Source organism: Bacteroides sp. RTP21281st1_H5_RTP21281_210402 (assembly GCF_040918965.1).
Taxonomy (GTDB): Bacteria; Bacteroidota; Bacteroidia; order Bacteroidales; family Bacteroidaceae; genus Bacteroides; species Bacteroides congonensis.
The window spans coordinates 101,235-120,438 of the sequence record NZ_JBCOWR010000010.1; the positions used below are offsets into that span (position 1 = coordinate 101,235).

The 19,204-nt window shown below is 44.3% G+C and carries 11 protein-coding genes; 7 read left to right on the forward strand and 4 right to left on the reverse strand.

Annotation, left to right across the window (positions count from 1 at the left end; translation table 11 throughout):
* The 7 genes from AB5443_RS15565 to AB5443_RS15595 all read left to right on the forward strand — a co-directional run.
* The coding region (locus AB5443_RS15565) for a cyclomaltodextrinase C-terminal domain-containing protein (RefSeq protein ID WP_368119621.1) at positions 1–666 on the forward strand (666 nt) is incomplete at its 5' end.
* 198 nt (positions 667–864) lie between these two features.
* Entirely contained in the window at positions 865–3,075 is a 2,211-nt protein-coding gene (locus AB5443_RS15570; protein ID WP_277132080.1) for a glycoside hydrolase family 97 protein, read from the forward strand.
* Between the two features lie 88 nt (positions 3,076–3,163).
* Entirely contained in the window at positions 3,164–6,187 is a 3,024-nt protein-coding gene (locus AB5443_RS15575) for a TonB-dependent receptor (protein WP_277132082.1), read from the forward strand.
* A 20-nt stretch (positions 6,188–6,207) separates the two neighbouring features.
* Positions 6,208–7,806: a RagB/SusD family nutrient uptake outer membrane protein gene (locus AB5443_RS15580; RefSeq protein ID WP_277132084.1), complete on the forward strand. Its 1,599-nt coding sequence runs from the start codon at positions 6,208–6,210 to the stop codon at positions 7,804–7,806.
* Between the two features lie 39 nt (positions 7,807–7,845).
* Positions 7,846–8,994: a SusE domain-containing protein gene (locus AB5443_RS15585; RefSeq protein WP_022137375.1), complete on the forward strand. Its 1,149-nt coding sequence runs from the start codon at positions 7,846–7,848 to the stop codon at positions 8,992–8,994.
* 23 nt (positions 8,995–9,017) lie between these two features.
* Positions 9,018–10,385 carry a DUF5115 domain-containing protein gene (locus AB5443_RS15590; protein ID WP_277132087.1) on the forward strand — a complete coding sequence of 456 codons (1,368 nt, stop codon included), beginning with the start codon at positions 9,018–9,020 and terminating at the stop codon, positions 10,383–10,385.
* A 73-nt stretch (positions 10,386–10,458) separates the two neighbouring features.
* Complete coding sequence (locus AB5443_RS15595) at positions 10,459–12,840, forward strand: alpha-amylase family glycosyl hydrolase (RefSeq protein ID WP_368114122.1); 2,382 nt, start codon at positions 10,459–10,461, stop codon at positions 12,838–12,840.
* 192 nt (positions 12,841–13,032) lie between these two features.
* On the opposite strand, the gene AB5443_RS15600 is transcribed toward AB5443_RS15595, so the two are convergent.
* The 4 genes from AB5443_RS15600 to AB5443_RS15615 all read right to left on the reverse strand — a co-directional run bounded on the left by AB5443_RS15600 (position 13,033) and on the right by AB5443_RS15615 (position 19,183).
* Positions 13,033–13,797: a UDP-2,3-diacylglucosamine diphosphatase gene (locus AB5443_RS15600; protein WP_044654507.1), complete on the reverse strand. Its 765-nt coding sequence runs from the start codon at positions 13,795–13,797 to the stop codon at positions 13,033–13,035.
* A 68-nt stretch (positions 13,798–13,865) separates the two neighbouring features.
* Positions 13,866–14,177 carry a metal-sulfur cluster assembly factor gene (locus AB5443_RS15605; protein WP_022139307.1) on the reverse strand — a complete coding sequence of 104 codons (312 nt, stop codon included), beginning with the start codon at positions 14,175–14,177 and terminating at the stop codon, positions 13,866–13,868.
* Between the two features lie 160 nt (positions 14,178–14,337).
* Positions 14,338–16,977: a glycoside hydrolase family 2 TIM barrel-domain containing protein gene (locus tag AB5443_RS15610; protein ID WP_277132093.1), complete on the reverse strand. Its 2,640-nt coding sequence runs from the start codon at positions 16,975–16,977 to the stop codon at positions 14,338–14,340.
* Positions 16,978–17,137: 160 nt separating this feature from the next.
* The gene (locus tag AB5443_RS15615) at positions 17,138–19,183 is read right to left on the reverse strand and encodes a hypothetical protein (RefSeq protein WP_277132095.1); all 2,046 of its coding nucleotides are present in this window, start codon (positions 19,181–19,183) and stop codon (positions 17,138–17,140) included.
* Between the last annotated feature and the right edge of the window lie 21 nt (positions 19,184–19,204).

Below are 19,204 nucleotides of genomic sequence, written 5' to 3' on the forward strand. Positions count from 1 at the left end.
CATATGAACAAAGCCTTTGACGAAGAAACAACCGACTGGAACGGTGGACTGTGCCGGCTTTATGAATACCTGTCACAAGACATCGTCTTTGCCGACCCGATGAACCTGCTGACTTTCCTTGATAATCACGACACTTCCCGTTTCTACCGTTCGGAAGCAGATACCCAAAACCTGAACCGGTACAAACAAGCCTTGGCATTCCTTCTGACAACACGCGGCATTCCGCAGATATATTACGGAACTGAAATCTTAATGGCTGCCGATAAAGCAAACGGTGACGGATTACTTCGATGTGACTTCCCGGGCGGCTGGCAGAACGATACTCATAATTACTTTGAGGCAGCAAACCGCACTCCGCAACAGAATGAAGCTTTCTCTTACTTGAAGAAGCTGCTCCAATGGAGAAAAGGAAACGAAGTCATAGCCAAAGGAAAACTGAAACACTTCGCACCGAATAAAGGCGTATATGCATACGAAAGAAAACTAGGCGACAAATCAGTTGTTGTTTTCCTCAACGGAACAGACCGGGAACAGACTATCGACTTGAATTCTTATCAGGAAATACTGCCCGGCTCTTCCGCATACAATGTATTAGAGGATAAAAAGATGGAGTTAGGAAAGGATTTAACACTTCCGGGCCGCGGAATATACCTTTTATCCTTCTAAAAATGTTCACTACGACTTATATTTATCCGTATTCACAGAATGCTTATTCAACTATAAATCAAAACAATAAACTTCATACTAACTTGTATTTTTATTCTAATTGACAGACTCAGTCCAGACGGTCGCTACATTTGCAATATCCGAAACAAAAAGAATAAAATTATCAGTTAGCTCACAATTTAATACCATAAAAATAAAATGAAAAAGAATCTTTTGCTTATCGCAATTCTCTGTATCCCGTTTATAGCGAACGCACAACAGAAACTGACTTCACCGGATGGAAATCTGGTAATGACCTTCCAGGTTAACAAGGAAGGTGCTCCTACGTACGACTTGATTTATAAAGGAAAAACGGTTATCAAACCCAGTACCTTGGGACTGGAATTAAAGAAAGAAGACAATACCCGCACAGACTTCGACTGGGTAGACCGCAGGGATCTGACCAAGCTTGATTCAAAGACGAATCTTTATAACGGCTTTGAGGTGAAAGACACAAAGACTTCCACATTCGACGAAACCTGGCAACCGGTATGGGGAGAAGAAAAAGAAATCCGCAATCATTATAATGAGCTGGCAGTAAACTTGTATCAGCCAATGAATGACCGTTCCATCCTCATTCGTTTCCGTTTGTTCAATGACGGTTTAGGCTTCCGCTACGAATTCCCGCAGCAGAAATCCCTGAACTATTTCATCATCAAAGAAGAACACTCCCAATTTGCGATGGCAGGCGACCATATCGCTTACTGGATACCGGGTGACTATGATACTCAGGAATATGATTATACCATCTCCCGCCTGTCGGAAATCAGAGGTTTGATGAAAGAAGCTATTACCCCGAACTCTTCACAGACTCCTTTCTCACAAACAGGCGTACAGACTGCACTGATGATGAAAACAGATGATGGTTTATATATCAACCTTCACGAAGCAGCCCTTATTGATTACTCTTGTATGCACCTGAACCTCGACGACAAGAATATGGTATTCGAATCCTGGCTGACTCCTGACGCAAAAGGAGACAAAGGATATATGCAGACTCCTAGCCATACTCCATGGCGTACCGTGATTGTCAGCGATGATGCCCGCAATATCCTTGCATCCCGCATCACTCTGAACCTGAACGAGCCTTGCAAAATTGCGGATGCCGCTTCATGGGTGAAACCTGTGAAATACATCGGCGTTTGGTGGGACATGATTACCGGAAAAGGTTCTTGGGCTTATACCGACGAATTGACCAGCGTAAAATTAGGTGAAACCGATTACTCTAAAGCAAAACCGAACGGCAAGCATTCTGCCAACACTGCCAATGTAAAACGTTATATTGACTTCGCGGCAGCCAACGGATTCGACGCCGTATTGGTAGAAGGTTGGAACGAAGGTTGGGAAGACTGGTTCGGCAACAGCAAAGATTATGTATTCGACTTCGTCACTCCGTATCCGGATTTCGATGTGAAAGAGATTCATCGTTATGCGGCAAGCAAAGGCATCAAGATGATGATGCACCACGAAACTTCCGCATCTGTCCGCAACTACGAACGTCATATGGATAAGGCTTACCAGTTTATGGTGGACAATGGTTATAATTCTGTAAAGAGCGGTTATGTAGGCAATATCATTCCCCGCGGCGAACACCACTACGGACAATGGATGAACAACCACTATCTGTATGCAGTGACCAAAGCGGCCGACTACAAAATCATGGTGAATGCGCACGAAGCAACCCGCCCGACTGGTATCTGCCGCACGTACCCTAACTTGATTGGCAACGAATCCGCACGTGGAACTGAATATGAGTCATTCGGCGGAAACAAAGTATATCACACCACTATCCTTCCTTTTACCCGTCTGGTCGGTGGCCCGATGGATTACACTCCGGGAATCTTCGAAACTCACTGTAACAAGATGAATCCTGCAAACAATTCACAGGTACGCTCTACCATCGCCCGTCAGTTGGCATTGTACGTGACCATGTACAGCCCTCTGCAAATGGCAGCCGATATTCCGGAGAACTACGAACGCTTTATGGACGCTTTCCAGTTTATCAAAGACGTAGCGCTCGACTGGGATGAAACCAAGTATCTGGAAGCAGAACCGGGTGAATATATCACCATCGCCCGCAAGGCAAAAGGCACTGACGACTGGTATGTAGGCTGCACAGCAGGTGAAAACGGTCATACTTCCAAATTAACGTTCGACTTCCTGACTCCGGACAAGCAATATGTCGCCACTGTTTACGCGGACGCTAAAGATGCCGACTGGGAAAAGAATCCGCAAGCCTATACCATCAAAAAAGGTATCCTCACAAACAAGAGCAAACTGAACCTGCGTGCTGTCAATGGTGGCGGATATGCTATCAGTATCAAGGAAGTAAAGGATAAATCTGAAGTAAAAGGACTGAAGAAATATTAAGGGAATAAGATTGGGAGAATATAGTTTTCAATAGGTATTTTTTAGAGAGAAATATTTGATTTTGATAAAATAACTTTAAATTAGAGACATGAAAAAGAGCTTAAGACTAAAAGCCCTGCTTGTATTGTTGGTAGGACTCTTCCTTTCCATTGGAGCATTTGCGCAGCAAATAGCTGTCAAGGGGCATGTGAAAGACACAACGGGTGAGCCTGTCATCGGTGCAAACGTACTGGTGAAAGGTACAACCAACGGAACCATAACAGATTTCGACGGTAACTTTATGCTGAATGTACCGAAAGATGCCATTCTTTCCGTTTCATTCGTCGGCTATAAAACTGCGGAAGTGAAAGCCGCACCTACCGTAATGATAACATTAGAAGATGATTCTCAAGTACTGGATGCGGTAGTCGTTATCGGTTACGGTTCGGTGAAGAAGAATGATATGACAGGTTCGGTTACTGCCATCAAACCTGATAAACTGAACAAAGGTCTGATTACCAATGCGCAGGACATGATGACCGGTAAGATTGCCGGTGTGAGTGTCGTCAGCAAAGGCGGCGCTCCGGGTGCGGGCGCAACGATCCGTATCCGTGGTGGTTCTTCGCTGACTGCGGAAAACGACCCGCTGATTGTAATTGACGGTCTGGCAATGGACAATAAAGGGGTGAAAGGTTTGTCCAACCCGCTTTCTATGGTCAATCCGAATGATATTGAAAGCTTTACCGTATTGAAAGATGCTTCGGCTACCGCTATTTACGGTTCACGTGCTTCCAACGGTGTCATCATCATTACGACAAAGAAAGGTCAGGCAGGTGCACGTCCCACCATTTCTTATGACGGTAATCTGTCTGTCAGTAATGTAAAATCGACCGTTGATGTGATGGATGGCAACCAATTCCGTTCTTTCATCAAGGACATCTGGGGAGAGGACAGCGAAGCTTACAGCAAACTAGGAAACGCCAATACCGACTGGCAGAAAGAAATCTTCCGCGCAGCCGTAAGTACAGACCATAATCTCACCATTTCCGGTGGTTTGAAGAACATGCCTTACCGCGTCTCTTTCGGTTATACCAATCAGAACGGAATCCTGAAAACATCCAAGTTTGAACGTTATACGGCATCTGTCAGCCTGGCTCCTTCTTTCTTTCAGGATCATCTGAAAGTGAATGCCAACCTGAAAGGTATGATTGCCAAGAACCGTTATGCTGACGGCAATGCGGTAGGTTCTGCTGTCAGTTTTGACCCTACACAGTCTGTCCGTTCCGACGATCCTTACCATCAATACTATTTCGATGGATTTTTCCAATGGAATACGGATGCTTCTTCTTTGAATGATGACACATGGAAACGTACTTTCAACGGTAATGCTCCCGGTAACCCTGTCGCCTTATTGGAAGAAAAGAACGACCGCGCCATCTCCAAATCTTTGATCGGTAATCTGGAACTGGACTATAAGTTTCATTTCTTGCCGGACTTGCACGCTCATGTGAACGGCGGTATGGATCTCTCTACGGGTAAGCAATATACGGATGTCTCTCCCTATTCCTCCACCAACAACTATTATGGCAGCTACGGCTGGGAAGAAAAAGACAAGTATAACCTCTCTTTGAATGCCTACCTGCAATACAGCAAGGATTTCACCGACAAACATCGTTTCAACGTAATGGCAGGTTATGAATGGCAACACTTCCATGATACGTCCGATCAGGAATATTGGGGACTCTATCCGCTGTCAAACAATGTGGTGGAGAACAGAGGTCAGCGCTACAATAATACCGCAAGTGGTTCGGCTACGGAAAGTTATCTGGTATCTTTCTTCGGTCGTGTCAACTACACACTGCTGGATCGTTACCTGTTTACGGCAACCGTACGCCAGGATGGTTCTTCCCGTTTTCACAAAGACAACCGCTGGGGATTGTTCCCGTCTTTTGCCTTGGGATGGAAATTGAAAGAAGAAGCTTTCCTGAAAGACGTTGACGTACTTTCCGACTTAAAGCTTCGTCTGGGTTATGGTATCACCGGTCAGCAGAATATCAATTCGGGAGACTATCCGTATCTGGCTGTTTATGAAACAAACAAGGACGGTGCTTACTATCCTATTCTGGGAGAGGGAATCACTTACCGTCCGAATGCATACAACCCGGATCTGAAATGGGAAAAGACCACCACCTACAATGTAGGTGTAGACTTCGGATTCCTGAACAACCGCATCAACGGTTCAGTGGATTATTACTATCGCAAGACCACCGATTTGCTGAACAGCGTATTCGTTTCCGCAGGAACGAATTTCAAAAACAAGGTATTGTCCAATGTCGGCTCACTGGAAAACTCCGGTGTGGAATTCTCTATCAATTCCAAGCCGGTTGTAACTACCGACTGGACATGGGATCTTGGTTTCAATATCACTTACAACAAGAACGAAATCACTAAATTAACCACCGGAGATAGCGAAAATTATTATGTTGCTGCCGGAGACAACATCGGCGGCGGACGTGACATGAAAGCAATGGCGCACGCCGTAGGACATCCGGCTTCTTCATTCTATGTTTACCAACAGGTGTATGACGAAAACGGAAGACCCATTGAAAACGAATTTGTAGACCGCAACGGAGACGGAACAATCAACGGTGACGACCGCTATTTCTACAAGAAGCCGACAGCCGACGTACTTATGGGACTTACTTCCCGCCTTTCTTACAAGTCATGGGATTTCAGTTTCTCACTACGCGCCAGTTTGAACAATTATGTGTATAACTCTGTCGAAGCAGGTGGCTCCGACTGCAACCCTACTTCCATCTATTCATTCGGCGCACTTAACAACCGCCCGTTGATGGGAGTGGCAAACAATATCCAAAGCAAGAACGACAACACCTTGCTGTCCGATTACTTCGTGCAGAATGCTTCTTTCATGAAATGTGATAACATCACTTTGGGATACTCGTTTAAAAAATTGTTCGGCGCTCCGATTGACGGACGCGTATATGCAGCCGTACAAAACGTATTCACTATCACCAAATACAAAGGACTTGATCCAGAAGTAGAAAACGGATTGGACAACAATATTTATCCACGCCCTCTGACTACGTTAATCGGTTTGAGCCTTAATTTCTAAACCTACTAAAAATACCAATTATGAAATTCAGATATATAAAATCAATCCTATCGGCTGCCTCACTATTGCTGGCAGTCAGCGTGACTTCATGTATCGGTGACCTGGATGCCACTCCTATCGACCCGAATATAGTGATGACATTCGATCAGGCGAGCGTTTTTAACAAGATATATGGAACCCTCGGACTGACAGGACAGAAAGGCCCTGACGGAAGCGGTGATCTGGACGACATCGACGAAGGAACTTCCTCTTTCTACCGTATGACGTGGTGCGCCAACCAATTGATGACAGATGAAGCGATTGTCAATTCATGGAACGATGCCGGTGTCGCTACTATCGCCGATTGCAGTTGGAGTTCTTCCAATGAAATCGTAACAGGGCTCTATTACCGTCTGACATTCGACATCACTTTGTGCAACTACTTCCTTGAACAAACGGAAGGACTGACTGATGATGAAACCATGCGCCAACGCGCAGAAGTACGTTTTATCCGTGCTTTGAACAACTACTACCTGATGGATATGTTCGGCAATCCGCCGTATTGCGATAAAGTATCGACAGAGAAGCCTCAACAAATCCAACGTGCGGATCTCTTCGCAAAGATTGAAGAAGAGTTGAAGGAAATCGGCGACGATGCTACCGCCACATTAGCGCAGCCTCTTCAGACGACTTATGGTCGTGTAGACCGTGTTGCCGCCTGGTTATTATTAGCGCGTATGTATCTCAACGCAGAAGTCTATACCGGTACGCCCCAGTGGGGAAAAGCCAAGGAATACGCCCAAAAAGTAATTGGCTCCGGCTACAAACTGGCTCCTGTCTATAAGCACCTGTTCATGGCCGACAATGATGGCAGCAATGTCAACAAAGCAAGACAGGAAGTGATACTCCCGATTCTGCAGGACGGCGTGCGAACCAAGAGTTGGGGTGGTTCGTTGTTCCTGATTGCAGGTACACACAAGAGTGATACAGGCATGAATCCTTGGGGAAGCAAACAAGGATGGGGCGGCCCGCATTGTCGTCAGGCAATGGTAGCCAAATTCTTTCCGAACGTAAATGATGCCCCTTCCGTATTGGAAGACCAGATGGTAGTGGCTGCAAAAGACGACCGTGCCTTGATGTGTGGAGTACAAAGAACTACGTCGACAGGAGACAACATGAGCTTTACAGACGGATTTGCGTGTGCCAAATTCTCGAATATCCGTGCAGATGGTGGTTTGACCAGCGATACTGACAATCCGGACATGGATATTCCTTTACTTCGTATGGCGGAAGCCTATCTGATTGTGGCAGAAGCCAGTCTTCGTGAGAATAATGGTGTTTCGACTCAGGAGACAGTAGCTGCCATGCATGAAATCCGCAAGCGTGCAAACGCCGCTGAAGCCGCTTCATATACATTGACGGATATCCGTGACGAATGGGCGCGTGAGTTCTGGTTTGAAGGCCGCCGCCGTATCGACTTGGTTCGTTTTGGCAATTTCGGTGGTAACTCCGACTACAACTGGGATTGGAAAGGTGGAGAAAAGCAAGGTACCGGAATCAAGGAATTCCGTAACATTTATCCTATTCCTGCCAATGATATCAATGCCAATACGAATCTGGATCAGAATCCCGAGTATTAAAATCAGACCGAAGTTATACTTTTAAATAAACAGAGTAATATGAAAAAAATAAATATACTGACGTCCATATTAGTAGCGGCAGCCTTGCTGACTGCCTGCGAAGATGACAGGGACTCGAATCCTACCATACAGGAACCTACTACTTTTGTATTGAACACTCCTGCCAACGCAATGTCCAACGTCTATGACCTGAACCAGTCCAAGAATATTGAACTGACTTGCACGCAACCGGATTACGGTTATCCTGCCGTAGTGACTTATACCGTGCAAGCGGATTTAACTGATAAATGGACTGATGAAACGGAAACGGCAGATGCCTCTTATCTGACATTACCCTCTACATCTACATCAGCGAAAGTAGATGCCAGTGCTCAGGAATTGAATAAGGCTATCGTAAAACTTGCCGGATGGGCATCGGAGAATGAGTATGACGGTGAGCCGATGAGTGTATTTGTACGTTTGTACGCCCATATCGGAGATGGAGATTATCCTATACATTCCAATTCGATAGAACTGAAAGTACTCCCCTATTATATGGATATATCTGACGCTGTTCCCGCTACTTATTATTTGCTGGGTGATTTCATCGGAGAAGTTCCCTGGGGAAATCCGACGATGACAGCAGGTAGCGCCTATATCCCGATGTCACTGGTGAAAGGATATGCGTATGACGCAAATACGGGTAAAGGAGAATTTACTTACACAGGATATATTCCTGCAGATAAAGGATTTAAGGTAGTAGCTGTTCCCGGCGCATGGGACGACCAATGGGGAAATGCAGACAGCGAAGGTTTCACCAATTTGGTAAATGACAAGAATTCTCAAAATATTAAAGTGAATGCAGCCGGCTGGTACACACTTCATCTGAATACGATTGAGAATAAATTGACAATGAAAGCAACTACTTTCGAGACTCAGCCGACAGAGTATGATGCCATCACATTGACTTATGGTTCGGAAACTATTGAATTGAACAAGGTAATCATGGAACACTCACATGTATGGTATGCCGACATAACAATCGCATCAAGTTGCAAAGCCAAGTTCACTTCCGGCGACAAGACTTGGGGCGGAGAGGTATTCCCGTTCGGCTCATTTGTCGACGGCGCAACAATCAGTTGCAAACCGGGCGATTATACCGTACTGTTCAACGAACTGGACGAGTGCTATTACTTCAAAGCAAAATAGATGAATCTTAAATGCAGATAGATATGAAAAAATTATCAATATATATAACCGTGCTACTGGCTGCCTCACTGACAGCCTGCAACGAAGATTTTAATGAAGGGGTAGCTTCTCCACAGTCTTACGGACAGGAAGAAGCCGCCGGCAAGATTACTTTTACGGCTACAGGCGTAGACCCGATCAATCTGGGAGATGTTGAGGAAGAATCCGTAGCAGTTGCCGTATTTACGGCTCCTGCCGTTGAAGAAGAAGCCTCTTTATCCTATAAAATGAAGTTGGATAATAAAGTGACTTTGTCAGTCAATAGTGACGGACATGTAATCACGAAAGATTTGCAAGATGCCGTAGCTCAAATATATGGTATTCGTCCGGTAGAACGTACCATGAAAGCTGTGCTTACTGCTTATGTGGCTTCCGGCAAGACAGTATATGCAGCACCGGCTGAAGAATTTGAACTAAAAGTAACGCCCGAAGCCCCGGTTATTGAAAGTGCTTATTATATCAATGGCTCTCTGACTTGGGAACAGGATGTGGCATTTGGCAATACAAGCGGTGATCCTTATGCCAACCCGGTCTTTATAACAACCGTCCCTGCCGTGATTACGGACAAAGCAGGAGCACAAGACGCCTATTTCCTGATTAAATCCAACTCCGGCAAGTCGCTAGGTGCTGCGGACGCTGATAACGATGCCTTGGAAGGCAATCTTGTCTTATCAGAAACAGCGAAGCCAATAAAAATATCCGGTGGGGATTATAAATCAGTCAAAATCTCCATAAATATGCTGGAAGGTACCTACAAGATTGAAAAGATAACGGATGCACCTTATTTATGGATACCGGGAAACCATCAGGGATGGGCGCCTTCACAAGCACCGACTTTGTTCAATCCGGAAGGAAACAAAGCTCATTGGGGAATGTCGGAACTGAACGGCGGCTTCAAGTTTACCGCACAACCCTATTGGCCGGATGGCTCAGATGATGGTGGGACTGATTATGGCTATGATTATTTCACGACAAAAGAGGGTATGACAAATGATGGTGGAAACTTATCACTGCCCCAAGGCATTTACTACATGGTAGTCAATTTGGATGATAAGTATGTCTCTGCAACCGAGATATCATCTATGGACATAATAGGCACAGCTGCAGGCGGATGGGAAAGCGGCAAAAAACTGACTTATGATGCAACGGAAAAATGCTGGACTGTAAATACGGAAATGACAGCGGGTGAATTTAAGCTTCGTGTCAACTCCACTTGGGATTCCGGTATTAGTTTCGGGGGAACATTAGATGCACCCACTCCTTTCTCAAGCGATAATATTGTGATGGACGCATCGGGTAACTACACTATAAAATTCTATCTGAACAGTAGATTAGTCCTCATCAAAGAATAATAAAATAACAAATGGAGAGAACTGTTGAACGTAAAAGCAGCAATAGTTCTCTCTACCTTCAAATTGAACAAGTATGAAAAAAGATATAAGACATATATTCTGGATACTGCTCTGTCTGTTCACGATAGCAGCATGTTCCGACGAAAACCACGAGATGTTAATCACCGGGCCGGAACTTCCCGAACTGGATCATGAACCGTCTATTGAAGAATTGGTAGAAGGAATCAATAATTACCCGACTAAATTCAACGGTGACAAGCAAGGCAAAATCTGGTATAAAGCAGCCGCCGGCGACGACTTGTACGGCTATGAAGGCGATGTATATGTTCACATCGGCATCAATGACTGGATGTATGTTCCTACGGAATGGGGCGTAAATGAAGATAAATACAAGGCGGAGAAAGTGGCGGAGAACATTTGGTACTTTACGCTTGCCCCGACAGTACGCGAATGGTTTGGCGCGGAAAATGCAGCCAACATTCAAAATGTCTGCATCCTCTTCCGCAATGACGAGGCACTGACTGACGAGAAGAAAACCAGCGACTTCTTTATCACAGTAACAGGAGACAAGACTTTCACGCCGGCTCCGGTAGAGATAGCCGCCTGTCCGGTAGATGAAGCCGGCATTCATCCATCCGCCGACGGAACATCCGTGACTTTCGCACTATACGACTTGGATACGGATAACAATTATAAGGATTATGCTTGCCTGATTGGCGACTTCAATGATTGGGAGCTTAGCACGGAATATCAGATGAAGCGTGATAATGACAAACACTTCTGGTGGTACACCGTTACGGGCATCGATCCTACCAAAGAGTATGGCTTCCAATATTATATGGGCAGCGAAAAAGACGGGAACGTCCGCATTGGCGACCCCTATTGTGAAAAGGTTTTGGATGGCTCGAACGACAAATATCTTGTAGAACAGGGAGTTTATCCAGCTAGTGCCATACAGTATCCGAATGGAAAGACAACAGGTATTGTCTCCGTATTCCAAACAAAACCGGCATCCTACAACTGGCAGGTGTCCGATTTCAAGATTAAGAATGCGGATAATATGGTAATATACGAACTGTTGTTCCGCGACTTCACGCAAACAGGTTCCGAACTTGCCACCGGTACCATTAAAGAAGCTACGAAGCATCTGGATTACATCAAGAGCTTGGGAGTGAATGCAATTGAACTTATGCCGGTACAAGAGTTCGATGGAAATAATAGTTGGGGCTATAATCCATGTTATTATTTTGCAATGGACAAGGCATATGGAACGAAAGAGGAATATAAGCAATTCATTGATGAATGTCATAAACAAGGCATTGCAGTATTGTTGGATGTTGTCTACAACCACGCTACAGGAAGTCATCCATTTGCGAAACTTTATTGGAATTCGAAGGAAAGCAAGACTGCCAAGAATAATCCTTGGTTCAATGTCGATGCTCCGCATCCATTCAGCGTATTCCATGACTTCAATCACGAATCACCGCTTGTACGTGAATTCGTAAAACGCAACTTGAAGTTCTTGTTGGAAGAGTACAAGTTTGACGGTTTCCGTTTTGACCTGACCAAAGGATTTACTCAAAACAAGAGCAATGAATCAACGGCAAGCAATAAGGATGATTCCCGTATTGCTATCTTGAAGGATTATTATGAAACAGTCAACACGACTAATCCTAACGCAGTAATGATACTCGAACACTTCTGCAATACAGATGAAGAGTCAGAATTGGCCAAAGCGGGGATGAAACTATGGCATAATATGAATGAAAGCTATTGCCAGTCCGGAATGGGAGAATCAAGCAAATCAGATTTCTCATACATGAGAAATAGCGGAATGCCTGCCGGGGGATGGGTTAATTTCATGGAAAGTCATGATGAAGAAAGAGTCGCATACAAGCAAACAGCTTTTGGTAATCTTAAAGATGCACCTCTTACTACCCGTATGAAACAACTGGAGACAAATGCAGCCTTCTTCCTGACTGTTCCAGGGCCGAAAATGATTTGGCAGTTTGGCGAACTTGGATATGATTATTCCATAATGTATAAGTACGATGGAACAATGGGAACTGAGAAGAATACTGATGCCAAGCCTGTGAAATGGGATTATCTTACTGACCAATATCGGAAAGGATTATATGACACTTATGGCACTTTGCTGAAATTACGCAACGATAATCCTGACTTATTCAACGACAACGCATTCAAAGACTGGAAAGTCGGTGTTTCCGATTGGGACAAAGGTCGTTATCTAAGATTGGAATCCACTACAAAGAAACTGGTTGTAGTAGGCAATTTCAAGAATGAACAGATTAATACAAGTGTGTACTTTGGTAACACGGGAGATTGGTATGAATTGAATGGCGGAACATTGAATGTAACCAACAGTTCTGAACAGCCTGTTGCTATACCTGCAAATAGCTTTAAGTTATACACCAACTTTCCGGTAAACAATTGATTGAACGGTTGTAATCAGAATTATCATAGAAAACAACCCATAATAATGTAATAAATCCCTGTTCCACAATGTTGGAGCAGGGATTTATTGCTTTAATTATTTCTTATCGGTAGATATTTTTATCTTCAAGCATGAGTTCTTTTTCAGTCCTTTTAAGCAAGTTAGTTGTTTCATGCCTTGAAACTATCCGCCTCAAACCTGCGTCTCTCCTTCTATATATTCTTCAAGAAAAAGATTCTCGCCGTCGAATACGGCATAAGAAAAGAAATTAATCCAGTCTCCAAGTATCAGCACACGTGAAGTGACACTTAGCATCAAATCAAGTTCAATGTGGCGATGTCCGTAAATAAAGAAGTTGATATTGGGATGACTTTTCAAATACTCTTTTGTATATAGTACCAGATGCTCCTGATTTTCTCCCATATAGTCCGGTTCCTTTCCGTCAGCCCGTTTCTGCCTGCTGCGTTTCGCCCATGACAAACCAAGTTCCACGCTCCAACGGGGATGAATAGCGGAGAACAACGTTTGTAATGTTTTGCTGTGAAACATGGAACGAAGCAGTTTGAACTTCTTGTCCGGGTCGCCCAGTCCGTCACCATGAGCAAGATAGAACTCTTTTCCGTATATTTCGGTAGTCAGCGGTTCACGGTGCATAATGACACCACATTCTTTGGTGAGATAATCCCCACACCATATATCATGGTTGCCAATAAAGAAATGCACTTCCACTCCCATATCCGTCAGTTCGGAGATTTTTCCCAAGAAACGGGTATATCCTTTGGGGACGACCAACCGGAATTCATACCAGAAATCAAACATATCTCCCAACAGATAAACAGCAGAAGCCTTGTGTTTTATACTATCAAGGAAGTTCACCAAGCGTCTTTCTTGAGTACGTCCGTGTTCAATGGCACGGGAGCCAAGATGCGCGTCGGAAAGGAAATAAACGTTCTTCATGAGTTTTCTAGTTGTTAGTTATAAGTAGTGGGTTATGAGTTGTCAGCGTGTATTCTGTTCACTCATAATTAAAGGAAACCCAGTTCGAGTTTCGCTTCTTCACTCATCATATCCTTATCCCATTCCGGTTCAAACACCAGGTTAATGGTAGCCGAGTTCACTCCTTCCACTGATTCCACTTTCTGACGAATATCTTCCATGATAAAATCAGCAGCCGGACAATTCGGTGCTGTCAGAGTCATGTCAAGCACCACTTCCCCATTATCGGAGACATCAATCTTATAAATCAGTCCGAGGTCATATACGTTTACCGGAATCTCCGGGTCGTACACCGTCTTTAGCATGGCTACAATCTTCTCTTCTATTTCAAACTTTTCCATACGTTCTTATTTGTTATGTATCGCAAAGATAGAGATAAAATACGAAAGACAAAAAAATAGGCACGGAATGCGTATCCCTTGCCTAAAGAATGTTACATTACTCTCTATCTCCGGTTAATTAAAAAACGTACCGGAATAGTAAATTGTTTCAAAAGGAGTATCAATTCCTCTTTTCGCCAAAGTCTGTCTGTTGTCTTTCCACCTCTTTCAGTTTCAGTTCATTCTGTTCACGACGCAAACGTTCCAACTCCAATTCCGCGTCATTCTTTTTGTCTACTGAAGAAGACTCCATCTGTTTGGTTAAACACTCTTCCATAGCATCAAATATCAATGGATACATCGGAGCGGAAGAGGTAAATTCCAGTTCTCCGCTTACAGGCATTTGGGAACCTTCGAACAATACACTGGCCATGACCTTAATCTTGCCCGGCTTTGTGGTAGACTGAATCAGTACCGGAACACTCCCCCATTTCACAGGAGCAGGATTCGCCATCACACCGGCATCCCCAAGAATACGCCCTTCACCTTCCACAAAGAACTTGATATAATAGTTGTTCAGATGTTTCACATTACCGTTCTTATCAGTAACTTCGGCTATAACAGTTACAAAGTCGGAACCGTCAGCGCGTAAGTTCACACCTTCGTGATCTACTCTCAAGCGAATTTGTTCGGCACGGCGAGCCGGCAGTACTTTGTGAGTAACCACGACTTTACCGTCCATAAGCCCTTCCGCCAACATATAAACATCTTCCTCATGCTTCTCACGGGTCAACTTCTTGTCCGTCATAAAATCGAATACACCCGGGAAAGTGATAATCGGTGAAGGCATTCCTTTCCGTGCCTTATCTTTCTTATATGTATATACCTTTCCACCTTTATTAACCGTCAGACGCACTTCGTCACAATTTGAATAGACTGTTACGTCCCTACTAGAGAACGGTGTCATCTCATGAGCAATATATACCATCGGGCCACTTTCCGCCAAGCCATCGGAAGCCTCAACAGGACGTTGCGCCTTAAACATATAATAAGAATATTTCGGTTGTCGGAACACGTCCATCACTCCCCCATAGAAAGGGTCGGGATGATAACCGCGCTGATGGTCGAACGAATGCCACAGGCAACCGCCTACGTGCCACGGAGATTCCTTGTACAAGGCATCATAACAGGTATATTCGTAATAAGGGGAAGCATAATGCGTAGCCTGTATCAACATGGGCTGCTCTCCCCAGTTGCGGGCTGTACGGCTGGGAGAGTTGTGGGAACTCCAGTTATCCACATTATCGCCCCATTCACGTGTGAAGTAAGTGATTTTAGGGTCACGCTTCGACACTTCCATCGGATGACAGAACTGAACCGGGAAATATTGCGCCCCTTTGGCTTGCGTATCACAGCCCGAATAACAAGACGGATAAGGATACTCTTCATCAACAAGACCTTTCACATGTCCGGCAAAATCCTCCGGATACCATGTCTCGTTTAGAATAGGTTCCCACAGCCATACACAAGGATGGTTACGGTCACGGCGAACCAAATTACGAATATCATTATAAACCCGTTCGGCAAAAATCGGCTCATCATTCCAAAATTGCCATCCCGGAGTATTCACAATAACAAACAAGCCTAGTTCATCACAAGCATCCATAAACGCAGGGTCTTGCGGACAATGCGCGTTACGAATCACTTCCAAGCCTAAATCCTTCAGTTTCTTCGCATCGCGCCAGTGAATGCTGTTAGCTACGGCATTTCCTACTACCGCAAAATCCTGATGGCGGTTGGCACCTATCAATGGCTTTCCATACGGTTTTCCATTCAGCCAGAAACCGTCTTTTCCCTTGAATTCAATGCTGCGGATGCCGATACGACGGCGATAACCGTCTACGATATTTCCGTTCTTATCATAAATACGGATATACAGGTTATACAGATAGGGCGATGAAGGAGTCCACAAATGAGGTTGTTCCACTTTCATCTTGCCATTACGGCTTATCGCAGTACCTTTACGAATACTTAGCTTCATATCTGATGATGCCACCTCTTTGCCGTCACGGTCGACTAACGAATAAGCAATGTTTCCGGCAAAGTTCCGTGCATTATCATTGCGTATATGCGCTTTCAGAAGAATATCCGCCGATTGTTCCGAAACATTGTCAAAAGCGACAAATAATCCACCGCCGGCTGTTTCATTCTCATAATTCGGGTCGGTGATAAACACAGGATTGTGCGCAATCAGCCAACAGTCACGATAAATACCTCCAAAGTATGTATAATCCAATACGTCTTGCGGCTTTCCCGGAGCATAAGTAGGGTCATCGCTATTGTCAGCCCATACAGCTATTACATTGTCTTCCCCCCAATTTAGTGCATTTGTCACATCAACCGATACAGGAAGGTAGCCGCCAAAATGCTCTGCCAGCAATTTGCCATTCACGTAAATTCTGCTTTTGCCCATGATGGCTTCGAAATGCAAAAACAACTTCTTTCCTTTCAAGGCGTCTGCCGGAGTAAAATGCTTCCGATACCAAACTTCCCCCTGGTAGTTGATGCAACCGCTGGCTTCAGTCGGAAGATACTCGATTCCATTCGGTAAGGAGACTACCTGCCAGGCTTTGTCATTAAACTCTTTCGCTTCGGCACCGACGGCACTTCCTTTATGAAAACGCCAAGCGGGATTCATCGAATATACATCACGTCCCGTATCCGGCAATCGGAAAAAGCCGGCAGTCGAGAATTCCGGTTCGTAGGCATAAGCCATAAAAACCAAACACAAACACATCAGGTTAACAAGGATTCGTTTCATACATATATAAATTAATACCTACTATACTTTTCTTTTAATTCTATCAAACGCAACAAAGATATTCTTATTTTTCAGAAATCCCCCCTATTCGTCCTTCTATGACGCATAAATCAGGACGAATAAAGGGAATCCTACAGAATAGTCAAGCTTCAGGAACAAATCACTGCATAATTCTTCGGATACTTAGAGGAGCATCATCAGCCGTATTTACGAAAAATTCGAATCCTGAATCAGATACAGCATTATTCATGCCAACCGCTTTTTCCCGAAGTTCATCCGCACTTGTCAACTTGACCGCACTAGACAAACCGCCACCCGGATTCGTTATTCCATCCATTATAAAATAACATTCGATTCCATTAATATTATCAGCCTTTCCACCAATACCACCAATATTATTACTGCCGGATGTAGGAAGAATAGTCATCGAATAACAACCGGACACTTTTCCGCCTGCGTTAACGATACCACCCGCTGAGAAGCCTGTACAATTTGCCACAATTTTACCTGCCGAGTATGAAGCGATAACACTACCTGCATTTCCACCGGTCAAACCTCCGGAATTGGCAGCCTTATCCAGTTGTATCGTAGCTAAAGAATAACTACCATATATATTTCCCCTACTCCAGCCGACAAGTCCGCCTACACCAGTAGTTGCCGTTGCATCATTGATTATAAATAATACATCTTTCCCTACAGAACATCCCTTTATGGCAGATGCGTTCCAACTACCAAGCACACCGGCTATTCCGCCTATATTTGCCTTATTGGTAACTGTAAATACAGTACTTCCATCTACCATGCAATCTGTAATTGCAGCCGATGCCTGTAAGTTATTTCCTGCAATAGCGCCAATCGCTGCATTAAAAGCTCCGGATGTAAATGTTCCGCCATTAACGGTACATGATTGAATCGTTCCGAGATTCTCTGCCGCAAATCCACCTACAGCAGTTGCAGCCGTACTATGAAGCGTCACATCCTCCAAGGTCAGATTCCTAATTGCACCGCTATTCTTTACAAATAATCCGGCAGATGTGCCGCTCGTTGCAATGGTCAGATTGGCAATCTTTTTATTATTACCTTCCAGTGTCCCCTTGAATTCCGCAACCGGCATCCAAGCATCTTTCCCCTGAAAATCAATATCCGTATCCAGTGTAATCACCGTTGCGGTATTAGTCATAATAGCTGATTCTCCCGCCAAATTAATCAAGCCGTCCGCTTTCTTGACCAAATACTTGTTTGTTTCAGTCTCTTCATATCCTAAATCCGCTACGAAAGTAAACGAAACGCCATAACGTTTTCCAGCAATGTATTTATATCCATCCTCTGCTACCACTGAACCTATATTATAAAGTTCGCTGACTTTGCCAGTCTTCTCTATTATTTCAGATGTTCCAGGTTCCCCATTTTTCTCTATTGTAGCTGTAAAAGTCAGCTCTGTATCTTCTGTCATATCAGATACCGGGAAAAAGCTCATATAACCGTATGAAGTTGCGTTCTTTCCTACTTCCAAGTTTGTAGTAGTCAAAACCAAACTGTTCACTTTCTCTCCATACGTCTTATTATCTCCGGAAATGGTCAGAGTTTTAGGAAAGATTGCATCATTACATGATACAACAATTTTAGTTACTGCATAAGTATCCGGTCTGCGGTTAGTAACCTTAAACTGAAAGAGTGCAGTCAAATGCTCAAAATTCAGATTAGTAACCGCATTTCCATTCACCGTACCTTTGGCCAGCATATGCATTGTGTTCTGCAATTCCGGTTTGCTTCCGCTCTGCGTCACATTATCCGCCAATGTAAAAGTGAAAACATTCGCAGTGGTCGGGGAATCCTTTTTCGGATAGATTCCCCATACTGTTGCTCCGTCTGCCAATGCACCGTCTCCTGTAAATTCCACATTTCCGGACGGTTCACTCTCATCATAATTCACAGAACTGAACTCATAGCCGTTTGTACCATTCCAGATGGTCACTTTATCATCCTTATTCCACATGAAAGAACTGCCGTCATCCTGCACATTCGCACGTGACGAAGGGGCTTTCTCCGTATTCTTATAGCTATCAATGGATGCAACAGCCGTATAGGTTTGCAGTTTTCCCTGCTGTGTCCTGCCTTGTTCCTCCGTGAAAATATCTTCTTTACAAGAGCTTAGGGTGGCTGCGCCAAGCAGCCCAATCCCTAATAAAGAATAGATTTTATTCATGATTTAATCTTTTTCTGTTAT